This window comes from Paludibaculum fermentans, assembly GCF_015277775.1.
Taxonomy (GTDB): domain Bacteria; phylum Acidobacteriota; class Terriglobia; order Bryobacterales; family Bryobacteraceae; genus Paludibaculum; species Paludibaculum fermentans.
Map to the genome: position 1 here is coordinate 8,117,261 of NZ_CP063849.1, position 20,586 is coordinate 8,137,846.

Sequence of the window (20,586 nt, forward strand, 5' to 3'; positions counted from 1 at the left end):
CTTCGCTATAATTGCGGGCTTGGTATGCGGCTATCCGCAACAAACATGACGTTTGGCGAGGCCTTTTCATCCTTCCATGCCAGTTACTGATTCGCCCCTCCACGATGAGACAAACCAGGTGGATGCGGCCGCGCAATCGGCCCGCTCGCGCTATGTGGCGCGGATCGCTTCCACCGCCGCCCAGGATCCCTGGTGGGACGCGGTGGTGGTCACCGCGGGCTCTGCCCGGCAGGCGGAAAAATACTCAGAGGAGATCGTGCGGCGGCGCATGGAAGGCCGGCTCCCCGCCGGGGTGCTGTATCTCACTGCGCCCGATCTGGATGACAGCCGATTGGGGAGCGGCGGCGCCACATTGAATGCGCTGCGGATCCTGGCGGAAGCGACGCTGGTGCAGGAGCAGCCGTGGAAGGATTCGTTGGAATCGTGGTGGGGCCGGCGGCGGGTTCTGATCATCCAGGGCGGAGGCGACCCACGCCGGCTGCCGCAGTATGCGCTGTCGGGACGCCTGTTTGCGCCGCTGCCGGCGCATACGCCGTGGGGCGGACCGAGCACCGCGTTTGACGAAATCCTCGCTTCGTCGACGGCCTGGGCGGCACGAATTCGCAGCGGCCTGGTGGTGTGCGCGGGCGATGTGCTGATCGATCTCGACGACAGCGCGCTGTCGTGGGACCGGCCAGGGATCAGGGGCGCCGCAATCATTCAACCCGCGGAGCGGGCGGCTGAACATGGCGTCTATTCCATTGACGAATCCGGGCGGGTGTACGCCTTCCTGAGCAAGCCGACGCGGGCGGAGATGGCGGCGGCCGGCGCACTTACGCCGGACGGACAAGCCGCGATCGATACCGGCCTGCTGGCTTTCGACGCGGCGGCCTGCGCCCGGTTGAGCGAGTTGGCGGGCGTCCGGTACAGTTTCGGGCGCTGGCTGGCGGATCAGGGTATTCTCACGGCGATTGGCGGAGAGCGGCCGTTCATTGATCTGTACCAGCACGTGACCACGTCGCTGACGGGGCAGTGGGCTCCGGCAGCCAACGCTCCGGCCGCGTTGCGCCACCTGGCGCTCGCGTTGCAGGGTTTGCCATTTCACTGCTCGCTGGTGCCGGGGCGGCTGCAGCACATCGGTTCCGATGGCGCGCTGCAGGGGGTGGCGCTGCGGGATGCCGGGCTGGCGGGCGTTTACTCCGGGCAGCGGCGCACGGGTTCGATTGCTGCGTCGGGTGTCGAGTCGGCGGGTGTCGTGGTGGACAGTGTGTTCAGCGCCGGGTGCCGGCTGGATTCGGGCGCGATGGCGATCGAGTGCAACCTGGATGTGCCGGTGCGGGCTGCGCAGGGTGCGGTGTTGCGAGGGTTGACCGGGCTGAGTTCGGCGATCGAAATCCCTGAAGGCGTCATTGTCCACCAGATCCCGGTGACGCGTGCGGGCGGGGCTTCGTGCGTTGTCTTTCAGGTTTACGGCGTGGCCGATCATCCGGAGCGGCTGATCACGAATGGGTCGGCGACCTGGTTTGGGCGACCGATGGGGCAGGTGCTGGCGGACCTGGAGCTGGACACGGAGCTGGTGTGGGCTGATGTGCCCGTGGGGGCTCGGAGTTTGTGGAATGCGGGGCTGTTCGGCTGCTCGGACCTGGAGTCCGCCTGGACGTGCGCGCAGTGGCTGATGGGCCTGCATCCGCCGGGGTTCTCGGCTGTCGGGTGGAAGGCGATGGCGAAGCTGTCGCTCGAAGCCAGCGAGCAGCGGGCCGATGCCGCCGCGCTGGCCGAGGCGCGGGTGGCGCGCATGCAGACGGGCTGGCGGCGCACGGCGATGGAGCTGGCGCGCGATGGTTCGGACATCCGGCCCATGCTGGCGCTATCGCCAGGGATTCCCGCTTTGGCCGCGACGGGCCGCGCGCTGTGTGCCGATGCGCTGTCGCTGGAAGACGGGAAACTGACCGAGGCGGCGAGCCGGCACTTCCAGGCGAGCCTGTTCCTGGGGCAGGCGGGCTTGGCGGAAGAGGCGGGGCAGGCGCATGCGGCGGCGTTCCGGTGCGTGCGGTCGGCCGTGGAAGCGGCGACTCCGGCGGGGGGCGTTCCGCTGTTGACCGATGTCGAGCCGCGGTATCGAGAGGTGCGGGTGGCGGCGCCGCCGCGGATCGATCTGGGCGGCGGCTGGTCAGACACGCCTCCGTTCTGCTTTGACTGGGGCGGGACTGTGCTGAACATGTCGCTGGCGCTGGACGGCAGGTATCCGATCCGCACGTCGGTGCGCGTGCTGGATGAGCCCGTGGTGCGGTGTTTTGCCGATGGGGCCCTCGTCGAGTACCAGAGCGTGGATGAGGTGCGGCAGCCGCCGGCTCCGGGGGATCCGTTTTCGATTCCGCGTGTAGCGCTGCGGATGCTGGGGTGGAACGGGCTGGGTCTGGAGATTCGCACATCGGTTGATTTGCCGATGGGGTCGGGGTTGGGGACGAGCAGCATTCTCGCCGCGACCGTGCTGCGCGCGTTGGCCGAGTTGGCCGGGCACACACCCAGCGATGCGGAGTTGAGCGACCAGGTGATGACGCTGGAGCAGCGGATGACGACGGGTGGCGGCTGGCAGGACCAGGCCGGCGGGATTTTTCCCGGCGCAAAGCTGATCAGTACCGGGCCGGGGTTGCGGCAGAGGTTGCGGGTTCAGCCGGTGGGGTGGAGTGCTGAGCGGCAGCAGGAGTTTCAGCGGCGGTTTGTGCTGCATTATACGGGGATCCGCAGGATTGCGAAGGGGCTGCTCACGCAGGTGGTGGGCGGGTATCTGGCGCGAGAGGTGGCGGTGGTCCAGGTGCTGCACAGTATCAAGACGCTGGCCGTGGAGATGGCGTATGCGCTGCGGGAGGGCGAGTGGGGGTATCTGGGCGAGCTGATGCAACGGCACTGGCTGCTGAACCAGCAGTTGGATCCGCATACGACGAATGCTCCGATCAATCAGATGCTGGGTGAGTTGCAGCCGTATCTGGCGGGGGCGAAGCTGGCGGGGGCCGGCGGCGGAGGGTTCCTGATGCTGCTGGCGAAGGATGAAGAGGCGGCCGGGCAGGTGCGGGCGTTGCTGGGTGGGGTCGGCGGGCGGGTGTATGAGTATGAGATTGCGGAGGAAGGGTTGCGGGTGGAGAGGGGGTAGCGTGTCCGGGTTCGCCCGGCTCGCTTGGTGGTTGGGTGGGGCTCGCTGGAGGGATTCCGGGTTGGCGCTGGTAGTGCCTGGTGTTGGCGGGAGAGTTTTGGATGGTGCCCGCTCCCTTACGGTCGCGGCTCAATTCGCTGTTGGCGGTTCGGTTCGGGGGTAGGCTGAGAAGATGTTGCGACGCACTTTCACCGCGGGGTTGCCGGCTGCTGCTGCTGCTGCCCCGGCTGCTGCGGGGGGTGGGCTGAAGTTTGCCGTTTTGATTTCCGCTAACGCGGAGTGGGGGCCGGTGCGGCGCTTTTTTCCCCAGGCTCCGGTTGCGAAATCGCCTTTTGGCGAGTTCTTTTCCGCTAGGGTGGGGGCTCATGCTCCGCTGTTTGTGCATGGGGGGTGGGGGAAGATCGACGCGGCGGCGTCGGCGCAGTACGTCATCGATCGGTGGGCGCCCCGGTTGCTGCTGAATCTCGGGACTTGCGGCGGGATGCAGGGGGCCGTGGAACGGGATCAGATCGTTCTGGCCGAGCGGACCGTGGTCTATGACATTGTCGAGCTGATGGGCGATGCCGAGGAGGCGATCTCGGATTACACGACCCGGATTGACCTGGGGTGGCTGGGCTCGAAGCACCCCGGTCCGGTGGTGCGGTCCACGCTCGTTTCCGCGGATCGGGATCTGGCCGTTGCCGATATTGCGCGGTTGCGGGCCAAGTATGGCGCGGTGGCGGCGGATTGGGAGTCCGGCGCGATTGCCCGGGTGGCCGCGCGGAATGGGCAGAAAGTGCTGATCTTGCGGGCAGTCAGCGATCTGGTGGGCTCCGGCGGCGGGGAAGCGTATGGGCAGCCGGGCTTCTTTGAGCGACGGTCGGAGGAGATTATGCAGGGGCTGCTGCGGTCGTTGCCGCTGTGGCTCGACCATTGCGTTGGGCGGCTCAGTTAGCTCGCGGGCTATCATTAAAAATACCGCCCGCATGAGCAAAACATCCCTGGACAAGAGCAGAATCAAGATCCTGTTGCTGGAGGGCCTGCACCCCAGCGCCGAGGCCGCCATCCGCGCCGATGGGTACTCGTGGATCGAATCGCACCCCAAGTCGCTTGCGCCGCAGGATCTGGCTGCGGCCATGAGTGACGCCTACTTCGTGGGCATCCGCTCGGCTACTCAGCTTACGCGCGAGGTGATCGAGCAGGCACCCCGCCTGACCGGCATCGGCTGCTTCTGTATCGGCACGAACCAGGTGGACCTGGAAGCCGCGCTGGAGCGTGGGATTCCGGTGTTCAACGCTCCGTTCTCGAATACGCGCAGCGTGGCGGAACTGGTGATGGCGGAGGTCGTGCTGCTGATGAGGGGCATTCCTTCGCGAAACGCGGCTGCGCATCGCGGGGAATGGATCAAGACGGCCACGGGCTCGAATGAAGTCCGCGGGAAGACGTTGGGCATCATCGGATACGGGCACATCGGGACGCAGGTGGGCCTGCTGGCCGAGGCGCTGGGCATGCGGGTGCTCTACTACGACATCGAGACGAAGCTGGCTTTGGGGAATGCCCGGCCGGTGTCCACGCTTGAGATGTTGCTGCAGGCTTCCGATGTGGTGACACTGCATGTGCCGGAGACTCCGCAGACGATGGGGATGTTCGGGGCCGCGCAGATCGCGGCGATGAAGCCGGGCTCGAAGCTGATCAACAACGCGCGCGGGACGGTGGTGGATATCGATGCGCTTGTAGTGGCATTGCAAAGCGGCCATATCGGCGGGGCTGCGATCGATGTGTTTCCGGAAGAGCCGAAGACGGCGGGCGAAGAGTTCCGGTCGCCGCTGCGCGGCTTGGATAATGTGCTGCTGACGCCGCATGTGGGCGGGAGCACGGCGGAGGCCCAGGAGAACATTGGGATCGAAGTGGCGGAGAAGCTGATTAAGTACAGCAACAACGGGTCGACGCTGAGCGCCGTGAATTTTCCGGAGGTTGCGCTGCCGGAGCATCCGGGGTTGCACCGGTTGCTGCATATTCACCGGAATCAGCCGGGCGTGCTGTCGGCAATCAATGCCGTGTTCTCGAAACAGGAGATCAATATCGCCGGCCAGTATCTGCAGACGAATCCTCGGATGGGGTACGTCGTGATCGATGTGGAGTCGGATGAGAAGGCCGAGACGCTGCAGTTGAAGCAGCTGCTGGATGAGGTGCCGGGGACGATCCGGACTCGGGTGCTGTACTAGGGCGGTGGGGATGAAGGGATGCGCTGGATGGCGGCGCGGCGTTGAAGAGGCGACGGCAAAGGGTTGCGATCCTGCCTGAGTGGAGGCTTTCGGGTGCTATCCGCTCATCTAGATTCGCGGCTCTATTTGCGGGCTGAGTACGGGGTGGCGACCACTCCGTTGAAGACGCCCGCGTAGCCCGTCGCTGCGCTCCGGGACTGGGGTTGTGGGGGCGGCTTCGGGCGCGTGGGCGGCACGTGGGGCCATACTGGGACTCCCTTACGGTCGTGGTTCGTTGTGGGGGGCGCGGGTTAGTCCATGCGTAGGGCTGACATCGGGTCCAGACGGCCGGCTCGACGGGCTGGGAGATAGGCCGCCAGGAGCGCTACCGCGAGCAGGACCGCCGGGACCACCGCGAAGGTGGCCGGGTCGCGCGGCTCCACTCCGTATAAGAGGCCTTGCAGCAGGCCCGCTAAGGCCAGGGCTCCCGCTATGCCGGCCAGGGTTCCGGCTAGAACGAAGCGGGCACCGGCGGCTACGATTTGCGCCGTGATCTTGGCCGGGCCCGCGCCCAAGGCGAGGCGGAGGCCGATTTCGCGGGTTCGCTCAGTGACGGAGTAGGCCAGGACTCCGTAGACTCCTACCGCTGCCAGGAGCAGCGAGAGGATCGAGAAGCCCACCAGCAGCAGCGCGCTGAAGCGCTGGCGCGCGAGGGTTTCGCCCAGGACTTCGTCCATGGTGCGGGCTTCGGCGATGGGCTGCGCGGGGTCGAGTTCCTGGACGATGCGGCGGGCGGGCTCGATGAGGGTGCGCGGGTCCGACTGCGTCTTCAGCAGGAGGGTCATGCCCGGGTAGTTCAGGCGGGCGTGCGGATAGTAGATCGTGGGCTCGGCCGGTTTGTCGAGCGCGCCTTCCCTGACATCTCCGACGACGCCCACGATCTGGCCGTAGGGATTTGTCGCATCCATCAATGCGTTGATGGAGGTGCTGAGGGCTGGGGTGCCTGCGAGGAACTTCTTCGCGTACGCCTCATTGACGATGAAGCGCATGGGCGATTTTTCTTCGTTGTCGGCGGCCGTGAAGTCGCGGCCCTGCTGCACGGGGATGCCCATGGTCTGGAAATAGCCGGGCATCACGGTACGGATGACGGCGAGCAGTTCCTCGCCTGGGCGCGGAGCGGGCCGGCCTTGGATTGCGGTGTAAGTGCCGGCCGCGTCGCCGTCGAAGGGGAGATAGCTGACGGCGCTGGCGGACTGCACACCGGGCAGTTGACCGAGGCGGGCGAGCGCCTGTGTAAAGAAGCGGGTGCGCCGGTACTCGGGCTTATACTTCGCGGCCGGGAGTGAGACGCGAAACGTCAGCAGGTTGGCCGGGTTGAGGCCGGAGGAGACGGATTGCAGGCCGGTGAGGCTTTGGAAGAGGAGTCCGGCACCTGTCAGGAGGATGACGGAAAGGGCGACTTCGGCGCCAACGAGCCAGGCGCGCAGGGATCCGCGCCGCGAGACTGTGCCACCGCTCTGCCGCATCACTTCGAAGAGGTTGAAACGGGTGGCGGTCCAGGCGGGGGCGAAGCCGAAGAGCAGGCCGCTGAGTGTAGACAAGCCGACAGCGAAGACGATGATGCGCAGGTCGATGCGGATATCGGCCATGCCGGTGAGCGCTTTGGGGGCAAGGATGAGGAGGCCGAGGACGAGCCAGCGGGCCAGCAGGATGCCGGAGGCGCCGCCGATTAACGACAGGACAACGCTTTCCGTGAGCAATTGCCGCATGACTCGCCAGCGTCCGGCGCCCATGGAAGCACGCACGGCCATTTCCCGGCGGCGCGACGCGCAGCGCGCCAGCATGAGGTTGGCAACGTTTGCGCAGGCGACGAGCAGGAGCAGGCCGACGGAGCCGAGCAGCACGAGCAGGGAGGAGCGTGTATTGCCCACGAGTGAATCGCGTAAGGATTCGACGTTCACGGTCCAGTTCTTGTTGAAGCCGGGATTGGCGGCCTCCAGTTGGCTCGCAATGGCGGTCATCTCGGCGTGGGCCTGGTCGCGTGTGACTCCGGGGTTGAGGCGGCCGGCGACCATGATGTAGCGGCCGGAGGTCTGGCGGTAGTTTCTGGCCGGATCGATGCCGAACGGCTCCCACAGATCCGTTTCGCGATTGCGGAAGTAGAAGCCGGGGGGCATGACGCCGATGATGGTGCGCGGGGTGGAGTTGATCATCACCTTGCGCCCCAGGATGGACTCGTCACCGCCGAACCAGGACTGCCAAAGGCGGTGGCTGATGAGGATGACGGTGTCGCGGCCTGGGCGGTCTTCCTCCTCGGTGAAGAAGCGGCCGCGGTAGGGCTGGACTCCGAGCATGGGGAGCAGGTTGGCCGTCATGGCCTGTTTTTTCAGCTCTTCGGCGCGATGGCCGTCGGAGAGGACGGAGTTCAGGTAGCGGAAGGCGGCGATCTGCTGGAAGGTGCGGGTGCGGGCTCTCCAGTCGAGGTAGTTGCCGGGCGACACCACGTTCTGAGTGGAATCGACATGTTTGTGGTTTGCCTCCCAGATCATCATCAGGCGGGCGGGGTCCCGGTAGGGCAGCGGCCGGAGGAGCACGCCATCGGCGACGGTGAAGATGGAGACGCTGGCACCGATGCCGAGGGCGATGGAGAGGGCGGCGGTGGTGGAGTAACCGGGATTGCGGCGCAGGCTGCGGAGGCTGTAGCGGAGGTCCTGCCCCCAGGTCTCGAGCCAGGCGAGGGTCCAGCGATCGCGCATGGATTCCTTCAGGGGTTCGACGCCGCCGAGCTTGAGCAGCGCCTCGCGGCGGGCTTCGGCTTCGGTCATGCCGGCGCGGAGGTTATCGTCGATGTGCATCTGGAGGTGGGCTTCGAGCTCCTCCTGGAATTCGCGCTCACGCCGGGATTGGCCGAGGAAGTTGCCGAGACGGAGGAGAAGGACTCGAAGAGCTCTCACAGAGTTTCGCCTCCGGGTTCGAAGAAGCGGGCAATGATGTCGGTGGTCTCCTGCCACTCGCGCTGTTCGCGGGCGACCTGGCGTTTGCCGGCGGCGGTGAGCTTGTAGAACTTCGCCTTGCGGTTGTTCTCGGAGACGCCCCATTCCGAGGCGATGTAGCCTTCCTGCTCAAGCTTGAGGAGGGCCGGATAGATGGTGCCGTAGTTGAGCACCAGGCGGTCGCCGCTGGTCTGCTCAATGCGGCGGGCCACGCCGTAGCCGTGGAGTGGGCCCAGGCCCTGCAGGGTCCTGAGGATCATGAGGGCCAGGGTGCCCTGCCAGACTTCGCTTTTCGCTGGTTTCCTGCCCATATGGGATGCCAATACAAAGGTACGGCAGGACCTATGGCCTGGCAATAGGAAGAGGCGAAGTTTACATGCCGGACAAGCAAAACCGCGCCGGACCCGGGTGGGGTGCGGCGCGGTTTTGCGGTTGGGCGGAGGGTTAGTTGGGGATCTGGAGGGTGAAGGGGTCGGCTCCGATGGTGCCCACGAGTTCCTCCAGGTATTCGGGGGCGCTGACGCGGGCCAGTTGGACGCGGGCCTCGGCGAGGCGGGCGTCCACGTCGAACTGCTGGGCGACGGCGCGGGGCAGGAAGGCTTCGAGCTCCTGGACATGGCGTGTCCAGAGGGCGACGTCGCGCTGCTGCTTCACGGCGAGGCGCTGGTGATACCAATCGCTGGCCAGGAGGGACTCGCGCGTGAAGAGGGCGCGCAGGCGGGGATCCTGGATGGTCATGCCTTCGAAGTGGCCGTGGACCAGGACGTGGAGGAGGGCCTTGAGCGGAGGGCAGGCGGCGTCGACGCTGCCGTCCTCGAAGTAGTTGAGGGCGACGCGCTGCTGGGCTTCGACGATGGCGTGGATGCCGGCGGCGAAGTCTTCCGGCCCCTGTTTTTCGGGGCGCAGGAGCTCCTCGGTGAAGACGGCGTCGGGGGTCTCGAAGATGCGGCCGAGGAAGCGGTCGACGAAGAGGGAGGTGACGCGGTAGCCGAGGCGGCTGGCGAGGACGACGCGGCCGTCGTGCTCGAAGTCCTCGAGCTTTTCCAGGTAGCCGTTGTCGATGAGGAATTTCGGATCGCGCTCGTCGACGCGGATGCGGCACCAGACCTCGGGCACGAGCATGCTGACGTCGTGGTCGACCTTGTATTTGGGGCCGACATAGCCGGCGGCGGTGGTGAAGCCGGCGTACTCGGTGAGGATGAAGGAGACGAGGGCGTTGTTGAGATCGACGACCGGCCAGACGGCGTTGAAGGGTCCTTTGGTGAGCGCGCCTTCACTGCCGAAGCCCGTGGTGGAGGGCGATTTGCCGGTGAGGCTGCAGATGAAGTCCATGAACAGCTCGGGCAGTTCCTGGTAGTGGATGGGGTTGTAGACGGCCAGGGGCGGGACTCCGATTTTGGGATCGGAGGGATTGCCGCGGCGGCCGGCGAGGACGGCGTTCACGGGGAAGTGGACGGGCTCGGTCGAAGGCACGGTGCGGTTGAGGCGGGCGCAGACTTCGGCGAGATAGGCGTCGCGCGGATCCACACGGTTGGGCACCTGCTGGAGGTAGCGCGGGTTCTTCGACGGTTTGCCGTCGATGACGCGGGCGTGGGCGGAGGAGACGATGAAGCTGCCTTCCTTGCTGTTGACGAAGTCAAACAGGAGGCGCTTCATGGGCAGGGTGTACTTGTCGAATTGGACAACGTGATCGACGAGTTCGCGGGCTTGGCCGCGGGTGATGGGCTCGAAGTTGGAGATGAAGGTGTTGGGGGTGGCGAGGTCGGCTTCGGCCTGGGCGTCGAAGCCGCGGATGACGGCGTCGTCGGGGCGCTGGAAGAGGAACGACTCGCAGTTGGTGACGAGCTTGGCGCTCTGGTTGGGGTACTTGGTGTCGAAGTCGGGCAGGGAGTTGCGCGGGACGACGACGGAGGCGGTGATGTCGTCTTCCACCTGCACCTTGTCGGCGGGGTGGAAGTCCGGGCGGAGTTTATAGATGCGCCAGGAGCCGTCGGGATCGAAGCCGACGCGGAGGTAGTTGCCGACTAATTTCTGGTTGCGGTATTTGAGTTCGTGGCCGAGGAAGCCGTTGATGCGGTCGACGGTGAAGAACTCGCGCCAATTGGAACCCCACTCCTGGCGGTAGTAGCGTTTGACGGTGAAGACGAGCTGGCGGATGGTCTGGGGCAGGCCGCGGAGCCAGGCGTTGTGCGCGTCGCTGTATTCGGAGGAAGGCGTGAGGAGGCGGATGACGGAGCCGAGCGAACGCTCCGGGCTGAGGATGGGGCGGTTGGCGCGGCTGTCGGGCTGGGGCAGGGCGAAGATGTTGGAGAAGTCCATGGCGAGGATGCGCTCGACTTCGTCCATGTCGTGGTGGTAGTCGCGGACGAAGACGGGTCCTTCGAGCTGGGCGTTGGCGATGGACTTCGAGATCTCCGATTTGCCGCCGCCGGAGACGGTGCAGGGCTTGTGGCAGAGGGTGCCGTGGGCGACGACGCCGACGAGGCGCCAGGCTGCGCCTTTTAACTGCTTCTCGAGGCGCAGGCGGTAGCCGGAGGGGAGGACGTAGGTTTCGCCGACGCGCAGGGTGAGACGGTGTTCGCCGTCGTCGCGGATCCATTTGACGTAACCGCCCTGGACGTTGAACTCGGCGTGCTCGGGCAGATAGAGGATTTCGGGGTAGCGGACGTCGACAGCGTAGCCTTCGGGCATGGCGCGGGCGCGGCCGTCGAGCAGGCGGAGCACGTCGTCGATGGTGCTCTTTTTGAGTTGGACGGCGCGGTCTTCGCTGAACTCCTGGCCGACGACGTAGGCGGGGAAGGCGATGGCGCCGCCGGCGTGTTCTTCCTCGGCGAGGCCGTAGAGGTTGGCGGCGAAGCTGACCTGGGTTTTGACTTCCTTCTTGCAGTAGCCGAAGTAGTTGTCGGCGATGATGGTGACCATGACGCCGCGGTGGTCGCGGCAGGCGATCTTGAAGGCGCGGCCGCCGTTGTAGGGCTCGTCTTCGGCGCGCCAGCACATCTCATCGCGGCGCTGGCGATCGGTGGCCTGGTCGTAGTGGGGCAGGCCGAGGTACTTCTTGCTGAGGCCGACGAGGTGTGGGGCGAGGATGACGCAGCCGGAGTGGCCGGTCCAATGATGGACGTCGAGGGCGGCGTTGTTCTCGGGCAGATAGGGGTCGCCGGCGTTGCCGAAGATGCTTTCGACGAAGTCGAGGTTGCTGACCAGGCTGGCGGGCGCGAAGAAGCGGATCTCCATCGACTTCTGGGGATCGCGTCCGGTGGCGGGGCAGACGATGGGGCGGAGCAGCAGGGAGACGAAGAGGCGGTCCTTATCGTCCTGGTTCGCGGTGAAGGGCAGTTCCAGGACTTCGGACGGGGGGCGGAGGGCTTCGCGCAACAGAGTGGCAAAGGCCTGTTTTGGGGCTTCCAACTTGTCGGCGGGCACGGGCAGGCCGCCTTCGACGATCTGGAAGAGGCCCTGGGTGGTGCGGCGGTCGCTGCGCGGGTTGTGGAGAACGCCCTGGGCGATACGGTAGGACTGCAGGTAGGGGGACGAGAAGGAGTCCGCGTCGACGGGCAGGGACATGGCGCGCGCGAGTCCGGGGCGGTCGAGGACAAAGGTGTTGGCCGGCAGCTTAGGCGCGCCACCTGGGCAGATCTCGGATAAGTAGGAATCGAGGAACGCCTGGATGCGGGTGTCGGCCTGGCAGAGCTGCCCGCCGAGGAGCTGATCCTTCTGATAGTAGTTTCTGAGCAGGGGGCCCGCGAGTTCGAGGAAGTAGGGGTCCGCTGCGGATTTACTGGTGGGCTGGCCCAACGCTGCCAGCTTGAGATTGATATACCGGATTAACTCGACGTCCACTCTCTGTTGGGATCGATCAGATTGACTTACATCGCTACCAGAAAAAGGCATTATGCCAGTTGTAGCATGACGGGGGTATGGTTCAGCGGGGCCTGCGGCTGTGGGTGTAACCGCTCTCAGTCACCCTGCATACTCTGCCGGGTCTCCAGGTCACATTGGAGGACGACGTCATGGGTGGCGGTCTCGTAGAGATCGCCGAGGGTGGGGTAGTTGAAGCAGGCGCGCTCCAGCAGTTCGGCGCCGCCGTCAGCGAGCATCACCATCATGCCGGTGTGGGCGAGTTCCGAGGCGAGTTCGCCGATGACGTGTACGCCGAGGAGCTTCAGGTCGGACTTGCGGAACAGGAGCTTGAGGAAGCCTTTGCAGTCGCCGATGATCTGGCCACGGGCGTTCTCTGAATAGTTGGCGCGGCCGACGAGGTACTCGATGCTCTTCGCCTTGAGGGTCTCCTCGGTTTCGCCGACCATGCTGATTTCGGGGATCGTGTAGATGCCGGTGGGCAGCAGGGCGGCCATGCGCGACCTCTCGAGAAAGCCGAACGCATGGCCCATGGCGAGACGGCCCTGGGCGGCGCTGGTGGAAGAGAGGGCAGGGAAGCCGACGACGTCTCCGGCGGCGTAGATGTGGGGAATGTTGGTCTGGTATTGCTCGTTCACGGGGATGATGCCGCGCTTGCCGAGGGTGACGCCCGCCGCCTCGAGATTCAAGCTGGCGGTGTTGCTGCTGCGTCCGGCGGCGACGAGCACCTGGTCCACTGAGAGCTTCAGGCCCGACGCGCATCCCAGATGGATCTGGCCGGGCTGCTCCGAGTCGCAGCACTTCACCATTTCGTTTTTGTGGAATTGGATGCGCAGGTCCAGGGAGAGGGCCTTTTCCAGCGCGAGCGAGATTTCGCGGTCGAGAAAGGGCAGGAGTGAATCGCGACCGTCCAGCAGATGTACGTCGCAGCCGAGGGCCGCGAAGGTGCAGGCGTACTCGGTGCCGATGACGCCGGCGCCGATGACTGCGAGCGACTTGGGGATCGACTCGATCTCCAGCAGTTCGTCGGAGTCGTGGATGCGGTCGTCTTCGAACTTGAACTCCGGCGGACGGAAGGGGGAGGAGCCGGTAGCGATGAGGATCTTTTCGGCGCGCAGTTGGATGCGGCCGGTTTCGATGGTGTTGGCGTCGAGGAAGCGGGCGGCTCCGGCATAGAGGTCGACGCCGCGCTGGCGGATGTTGTCGAGGACGCGGGCACGTTCGCGCGCCTTCACCTGGGTCTCGTGATACATGACGTCGCGGATGTTGGCCTCGCGACGCAGCGAGAGGTCGACGCCGTAGAGGTTGCGGGCGCGCATGCCGGTCAAGGCGAGTGCCGTTTCCCGCAGCGTCTTGCTAGGCAGGGTTCCGGTGTTGGTGGAAGCGCCACCGAGGGCCGTGTTTTTCTCGATCATGGCGACACGCTTGCCTAGCGCCGCCGCGGTGGCCGCTCCTTTTTCCCCAGCCGGACCCGAGCCAATTACGATCGCGTCGTACTCTTGCATCCTCAGTCTCTCCTTTGGCCCGAGCGCCTGATCCCCGGCGGGCCGCTTTTTCGAGTGTAGCGGGAACTGCCTCTTGGCACGGCGCTGCGCTCGGAGGATAGGCCTTTACGGGTCGAGCGGTTCGGTGTTATCTGCCTGCAGGGAGTCGGTCAGGGGGAGGAACTCGAGGTCGAAGCGCGAGACGCGTTTGATGACCCGGTGGGGGACGTAGCCAAGTTCCAGCTTGCAGCGGGCCGTGAAAACAGGGCTTTCGATGGAAGCGCTCTGGAACTCATCGGTGGTGATGAGAGCCGGTTTTCCAAACGGGATGCCGTAGCGGTACATGAGGCGGGCCGCGTTGCGAAGGTTGGTGGTGGTGTGACGCGCGTGCGGATCGATGAGGATTGCGCCGGCGGGGATGTGGAGTTCCTCCACCAGCAGGCGCTTCATCTCGATCGCTTCGGCCCACGGGGTCTGGTTGGGGTGGACATAGCCGCCGGAGACCAGGATGAGCGGGGCTTTGTGGTCGAGGTAGCGTTTGGCCGCGAGTTCGCAACGCATGCGGCCCGCGGGGGACATGCGGACGCTGACGCTCTCAGTGCCGGAGCCGGGCACGACGATGACGGTCCAGGGGTACTTCGCCCAGGGGATGGTGCGGATACGGGCGAGGGCAGCGCGGTTCTCGCCGAGGTCAAGAGGCTCGTGCCGGCCGGCCTCGTCGCGGCGGTGGAGGCGGAGGACCTCGAGGGCGAAGTCGAGCGAGGGTTGGAAGAACAGTTTCGACTCGGGCAGGCGGTCTTCGATGACCAGGGAGGCGGCGGTTTGGATGAGGCGGCCGAAGGCGGCGGACTTGACGTCGTAGGCAGCGGAGTCGATCTGGGCATAACGCGGTTTCTGGCCCAGGGCGTAGAGGTCGAGCATGCGGTTGATGCCCTGGGCGCAGTCCTGCCAGGCGGAGGCGAGCATGTCGGGTCCGGGGTTGGATTGATACTTCTGGTAGAGGCCGCTGCGGCGCAGGGTGGTGCCGGTGAAGAAGCGGAGATATGGGTTGGCGGCGTAGAGGGCGCGTAACGCGGTGGAAACCTGGTCGATCTCAGCGGGGGGCCACCGCATCGGCTGGGCGTAGCATTCGGCGGCCGCGGTGGGGGTGGCGGGGCAGGCCTTGTCCGCGGCCCGGAGCGCCTGCTGTTTGCTGTCCAGCAGTTGTTTGAGGACAGGGTCAGCGGCTATGGCCTCGCGAGTACGGGCGTCCCTTTCGAGGGCGGAGAGCAGCCAGAAGTTTTTGTCGCGGACGGGATCGGCGCCCATGGCGAGCGGAGTCTTGGCGGCGGTGACGGGCTCCAGCGCGTAGAGCGGAAGGCAGCCGAGGATCAGGCCAAAGATCAGGGATCTGGGTTGCACGCGACTCATTCTCGCACGGCAGGCAGTTGGAAACTCGTGAGCTGAAAAGCAGAACGCCCGCCGGCCCGGTTGGGGCTCGGCGGGCGTTCGAATGAACAGGACTGGCCAGAGTCTAGAACACATACCGCAGCGACAGGATGGCGCGGCGGCTGTTGTACTGCGTGCCCTGGATGGTGCCGAAGGCGGAGTTGGTGTTGACGCCGGTGGTGTAGTTGCGGGTGATGGTCATGTTCGGGTTGGCCGGATTGAAGTGATTCAAGGCGTTGATCGTCTCGATCTTGAATTCCAAGCGCTTTGCTTCGGAGAAGCGGAATTCCTTCAACAGGGACAGGTTGAACAGTTCGAGGCCCGGGCCGTAGGTCAGCGTTGGGGGCATGTTGCCCTGGATGCCGCGGCCGGCGAAGGTGGAGTTGATGGTGGGCAACACGAAGTTGTTGACGTTCATCGGGTACCACAGCTTGGGATCCGCGGTGGAGCCCACATCAGACGGCTTGGCGCCGCTGGGCAGCCAGACGCCGTTCATGGTGGCATCCGTCATCTGGCAGCGGAACAGGACGCCGCCGGTGGGCGTGCCGTTGGGCCAGCCGACAGGGTTGGCGGTGTAGCCGCAACTGGGCGCCATGGCGGCTCCGGAGAAGATCTGCGCGGTGCCGGTGAAGCGCCAGCCATCGGTGATCTGCTTCACCAGCCGGCTGGCGCTGGGCAGGGTGGGCAGCGAATAGCCGAAGTTGGCGTTGAAGGCGTGAGGGCGGTTGCTGGTGACGTTCTTGGTGAGTGCGTCGTCAGTGAACTGCTGGTGCGCATAGAGCAGTGTCTTGGACCAGGTGTAGTTCGTACTGAAGGTCAGTTTGCGGCCGATGCGGCGGTTGACCTGCAGTTGCAGCGAATTGTAGTTCGAAGCGCCGACGTTCATGAAGACCGGAACCTGGCCCACGCCCTTCAGGCCGGTCATGGAGCGGATGAGGTTCGTGCTGTAGAGAGCTCCACTGGAGCTCGTCGGATCGACGAACGTCTTGTTGGTGCCGCCCTGCGGAGTCCAGGTGGTGAAGGGCCGAACTGCGTTCAGGTCTTCCCAGTTGTAGTTGTAGCCGTGGTGGTAGGAGTTGCCTACATAGGCGACGTCAAGAATCAAGCCCCAGCCGATATCCTGCTGGATGCCGAAGCTCCAGTTGTAGGTGGTCGGCGGCAGGTGATCGGGGGAGCCGCCCTGGATGTTCTGCGGCGTGAAGAGGCTCTGTTGCCCCTGCATGGCTGAGAAGGTGGTGTTCAACAGGATGGGGGCGAGGAAGTCGGGCGGAGCGGCCAGTGGGCCGGTGCCGACGCCCTGGGCGCCAATGTAGTCGACGGTGTAGGCACGGTCGTAGAAGATACCGAAGCCGCCACGGACCGCCATCTTGCCGTTGCCGAACACGTCGTAGGCGAAGCCGACGCGCGGGCCCAGCGTGATGGGCGGCGTATTCCAGAAGCTGCCTTTGTAATCCTTAACGCCACTGAATGGAGACCCGGAGAAGCTCTTCGGATCGAAGGTGCCTTGCAGCACGTAGGGGTAAACCGCGCCGGTGGACGGGTTGATGGAGACCTTCTTGCCGTCCTGCATCGCCGGGTAGAGGGGCTGGCCCGCTTTGGCCGCGCTGTAGACGGAGGTGTCGAACAAGCCCAGGCGCTGGCCGTCGGTGTGGAGGGCCCCCATCCGCTGGAAGCGCATGCCGAGATCGAAGGTCAGGCGGGAGGAGACCTTCCAGCTATCCTGAATGAACCAGTCCACCTGGGTATAGCGGGAGTGGTTGACCTGCTTCACGCTGTCTTCGCCGTATGCGAAGAAGGCGCCGGTGGCCATGTTGGAGTACGGATAGTTGGTATCCACTGGGCTCGCCGTGTCGGAGCCGAAGTAGTAGGTGCCGGCGATGTTGTACGTCGAGTAGACGCTGACATTGCGCGACATCCGTTCGAGGTAGATGCCCATCTTCAGGTTGTGGCGGCCCTTGACCCAGGTGAGGTTGTTGCTGATGGTCTGCAACTGGTCAGTGCCGTCGAACGGCCAGCGGCTGTCGAACCCGTACTGCGGACCGTTGGTAATCGCGAGGCCGGCCGACTGCGCATTGAAGGAGTTCGGGAAGCCCAGGTTGATGGCGGGCCGCAGGTTGAGGTAGTTCGAAGCCGACAACCGCGTGAGCGGGATGGTGCCCGCGGCATCAGTGAACGGGAGTTGGCTGTTCTTGTAGAGTTCCGGATCGGTCGGCGTATTCATCTGGTGGCCGCGGTTGATGCCCCAGCTGGTTTCGTTGATCAGATTCGGACGGAAGGTGTGAATGATGGCGGCCACGGCGCCAGCCGACGGGATGTCGTAGCCGTGTGGGAACTGCCGCCAGCCATCGCCCAGGGCGCCGAGAATCTGGCCGTAGCCGTCGTTGCCAGTGTAGTCCTGCAACAGACGGACATAGGACGTGGTCTTGGAGCTGATGGGATAATCGACGCGCAGGATGCGATCGTGCCGCGGCTGGGTGAAGGGGTTGACGAACTCCGCGTTGTACTGGCGCTGTCCGGTGGGATCCGTGGTGTTCGGCAGCGGGAAGAGATTCATCATCGCTAGACCGGTGCGGTCGAGACGCGAGGAAGGAATCTTGTTGCCGGGGAACTGTGCGCCGGAGAGCGGGTCCTTAATGGGGATGACCGTGCCTGTGGTGGTGGTGGTAGCGGAGAAGTCGCCTGTGCGTTCCAGGGCCGTAGGCATCGTATAGCGGTTGGGTGCCGTGACGTTCTTGGTGTGCAGGTAGTCGTAGGAGAAGAACCAGAAGAGTTTATTGTGGTCCTTATTGAAATTCGTGCCCGGGATGATGAACGGTCCGCCGATGGTGCCGCCGACGTTCTGATAGCGGTAACGTGGGCGGGCGACGCCGGTCTTATTGTTAAAGAACTCGTTGGCGTTCAGTTTTTCATGCCGCAGGAAGGCGTAGCCTGTGCCGTGGAATGAGTTGGTGCCGCTCTTGATCATGACGTTCATCTGACCGCCGGAGCGCGCGCCGTACTCGGCATTGAAGTTCGCCGTCAGCACCTGGACTTCGCCGATGGCGTCGACGCTGGGTGCGATGTAGCCGAAGTCACGGTTGCCCGAATCCTGGGCCGCCGCGCCGTCGAGCGTCAACATCTTCTGGCCGGACTGTCCGCCCATGATGGTCGGACTGCCGGTGCCCCATCCGCGTGAGTCATTCTGGTTCAGATCCTGGACGCCGGGCAAAGTGCCCATCAGCGCCATGTAGTTTCTGCCCTTGGTGACCGTATCTTCAATCTGGGTGGTGGTTACGCTGACACGGCGATCGGAACTGTCGGTTGCCACGTGAACCGCCTGGGCCTGCACTTCCACCGACGTGCTGACATCGCCCACTTGCAGTGCGATCTCCGGCAGCGCGACCCTTTCCAGGCCGGCCACGTTGAGGCCCTTCTGCTCGTAGGTTTTGAAGCCGGGCTGGGCTACACGCAGACTGTAGTTGCCCGGTACGACGTTGGTAAAGATGAAAGTGCCGTTCGAATCAGTGCTGAACTCACGCACTTGTTTTGTCAGGTCGTTGGCGAGCTGAACTTTTGCGCCGATGATGACCGAACCGCCCGCATCCACCAGGCGGCCAGTGATCTGACCTGTGATCGTTTGGGAGTATGCGAATGGCAACACTGCCATAAGCAAGAACGCTACTAACGCCACAACACGATAAGACTTCATGAGGTACCCCTGTTTGTCCGTATTCTCGGACTGACTCATTGCATACCGGTCGGATTTGGGGCGGCGGTTGTGTTGTCCCGTCGACTGACGATGAAGGAAGCAATCGAACGTAGCTTGATCCAACTTCCCAACCTCAGGACCCGCTCATCCCCCAGACCCGTAACTCGCCAGAGCATAGTAGTACAGCGTTTTAAGGATTTCAAGGCAAAAAGGACTGCAGAGAAGAGCGGCTCGCCACTGGTGGCCAACTGCCCCGGCGAGCCTTCGAAAGCCGCAATTTTAAAGGGTTCCGGGCATGAGCCAAGCCCCAGGGAGGAATTGGCTATCCTCCGTCGCAATATTCCGACATGCGGAATATGCAGCAATGCGAGTGTGCGTAGTGCTATTGGTCTGACATGCGACAGCTCGAGTGTAAGCGCTTTCGGCGCTGCATGTTCGGGTGGGCAGCCGTTATTAGCGCCTGGACTAATTAAGGGTATGATTGTCCACAATAAACAGGAGGGACGAAGAGAAAGAGAATAAGATACCGGCAGCTTTCGGGTAGCCTGCTACTGGCCGCCGCAATCGGGAAACATGATCTGCGCGGTTTGGTGGAGGTAGCGCCGCCAGTTGGCCCATTCGTGGCCGCCGGAGCTGAGCACCCAGAAGTTGCGAATTCCGTTCTGGTTGAAGAGCGCCATCACCTTCTGGCCGTTTTTGAGGGCGATGTCGGTCTCGCCGGCGGCCATGTAGTACGGCACGCGGAACAGGTCGTTGGTGGCCGGATCCTTCAGGACCGGCGCGAAGTTGTCCTCGAACTGTTTGAGGGTGGACTCGTTGATGTGGCCGGAGCTGTAGACATAGAGTTCGCTGAAGGTGTCGAGGTGCGGCATGCCTGTGTGCAATACCACGAAGCCGCCCATGGAGAGGCCGGCCAAGGCACGGCTGGCACGGTGGGCGCGGGTGCGGTAGCGGGCGTCGATCATCGGAATAATGTCCTTCAGGAACTCCTGGGTGCAGGCGTCGTCTTTGCCGGGGGCCGATGGAGTGGCGCTGGCGCAGCCCCGGGTGCTGGGCATCACGACGAGCATTGGTTTTGCCTTGCCCGCTGCAATAAGATTGTCGAGGATGAGATGGGCACTGCCGCCGCTTGCTCCGGTGGCGGACCATTTGGAGTCGTCGCCGCCGCCGCCGTGGTTCAGGTAGAGGACGGGGTAGCGCGTTGTCGGGTTCTGCTCGTAGCCGGGCGGCAGGTAGACGTGCAGGCGTTTGTCGGCGGCGGCGAAGTTCTTGTACTGCACTTGCTCCACCTTGCCGTGGGGCACATCCTTCTGCGCATAGAACGAGGCGTCGTCCATGGCAGGCAACGCCGGGAGGATAGGCAGGGGGCAGACTCCTGCTTTCGGTGGCGCCATGCGGACGGGCGGCACTGTCTGGCCCGGCACCGCCGGCGTCTGTGCGGACGCCATCATCGAAGCTGCCGCCAGGGCGGAAGCGAGCCAACCGGAGATCCTGCGCATACAACTGACTCCAGCGCCCCGCTCGGGCCGGGGCAAACCGCCTCCTATTCTATTGAAAAGGGAGGCGGGCGGTGAGGCCGCTTTGCCGGGTGCCGGCCCAACCGGGTCAGGCCGAAGGCCAGCCGGCGCCTGCCTCAGCCTGACCCGGCTTCCTCTCTACCCCGGTGGACTTCTTCAGCACGGCGGTGAACGTCCCTGACGGAACTTCACTCGCCATGGTGCCGCGCATGCGGTTGGCGGCCCCCAGCGTGCCCTCATAGCGGACCGTCACCTCAGGATGCTTCGGCGGACTGAGTGAGAACTGGATCCTGCCGCATCGC

Annotated in this window: 11 protein-coding genes; 3 read left to right on the forward strand and 8 right to left on the reverse strand. The window is 64.6% G+C overall.

Annotated features, from left to right (window positions below):
- Positions 1–76 precede the first annotated feature (76 nt).
- From IRI77_RS32210 to serA, 3 genes are all read left to right on the forward strand, one after another.
- Entirely contained in the window at positions 77–3,130 is a 3,054-nt protein-coding gene (locus tag IRI77_RS32210) for a bifunctional fucokinase/fucose-1-phosphate guanylyltransferase (RefSeq protein ID WP_194449045.1), read from the forward strand.
- 259 nt (positions 3,131–3,389) lie between these two features.
- Positions 3,390–4,064 (forward strand): 5'-methylthioadenosine/S-adenosylhomocysteine nucleosidase family protein, encoded by a 675-nt coding sequence (locus IRI77_RS32215; protein WP_194449046.1) that lies wholly within the window; start codon positions 3,390–3,392, stop codon positions 4,062–4,064.
- Positions 4,065–4,095: 31 nt separating this feature from the next.
- Complete coding sequence (gene serA / locus IRI77_RS32220) at positions 4,096–5,334, forward strand: phosphoglycerate dehydrogenase (protein ID WP_194449047.1); 1,239 nt, start codon at positions 4,096–4,098, stop codon at positions 5,332–5,334.
- A gap of 290 nt (positions 5,335–5,624) precedes the next feature.
- Here the strand turns inward: serA and IRI77_RS32225 are convergent, their stop codons facing one another.
- The 8 genes from IRI77_RS32225 to IRI77_RS32260 all read right to left on the reverse strand — a co-directional run bounded on the left by IRI77_RS32225 (position 5,625) and on the right by IRI77_RS32260 (position 20,537).
- Positions 5,625–8,267 carry an ABC transporter permease gene (locus tag IRI77_RS32225; protein ID WP_194449048.1) on the reverse strand — a complete coding sequence of 881 codons (2,643 nt, stop codon included), beginning with the start codon at positions 8,265–8,267 and terminating at the stop codon, positions 5,625–5,627.
- Positions 8,264–8,617 carry a PadR family transcriptional regulator gene (locus IRI77_RS32230; RefSeq protein ID WP_194449049.1) on the reverse strand — a complete coding sequence of 118 codons (354 nt, stop codon included), beginning with the start codon at positions 8,615–8,617 and terminating at the stop codon, positions 8,264–8,266. Before IRI77_RS32230 ends, IRI77_RS32225 begins: the two co-directional genes overlap by 4 nt.
- Before the next feature lie 133 nt (positions 8,618–8,750).
- On the reverse strand, positions 8,751–12,149 hold the full coding sequence (locus IRI77_RS32235; RefSeq protein ID WP_228486432.1) for a hypothetical protein: 3,399 nt from the start codon (positions 12,147–12,149) through the stop codon (positions 8,751–8,753).
- A 116-nt stretch (positions 12,150–12,265) separates the two neighbouring features.
- Positions 12,266–13,672 (reverse strand): Si-specific NAD(P)(+) transhydrogenase, encoded by a 1,407-nt coding sequence (gene sthA, locus IRI77_RS32240; protein WP_194449051.1) that lies wholly within the window; start codon positions 13,670–13,672, stop codon positions 12,266–12,268.
- A gap of 105 nt (positions 13,673–13,777) precedes the next feature.
- Positions 13,778–15,052: a YdcF family protein gene (locus tag IRI77_RS32245; RefSeq protein ID WP_194449052.1), complete on the reverse strand. Its 1,275-nt coding sequence runs from the start codon at positions 15,050–15,052 to the stop codon at positions 13,778–13,780.
- 112 nt (positions 15,053–15,164) lie between these two features.
- Complete coding sequence (locus IRI77_RS32250) at positions 15,165–18,725, reverse strand: TonB-dependent receptor (RefSeq protein WP_194449053.1); 3,561 nt, start codon at positions 18,723–18,725, stop codon at positions 15,165–15,167.
- Positions 18,726–19,315: 590 nt separating this feature from the next.
- Positions 19,316–20,266 (reverse strand): alpha/beta hydrolase, encoded by a 951-nt coding sequence (locus IRI77_RS32255; RefSeq protein WP_194449054.1) that lies wholly within the window; start codon positions 20,264–20,266, stop codon positions 19,316–19,318.
- 106 nt (positions 20,267–20,372) lie between these two features.
- Positions 20,373–20,537 (reverse strand): hypothetical protein, encoded by a 165-nt coding sequence (locus IRI77_RS32260; protein ID WP_194449055.1) that lies wholly within the window; start codon positions 20,535–20,537, stop codon positions 20,373–20,375.
- Positions 20,538–20,586: the final 49 nt, after the last annotated feature.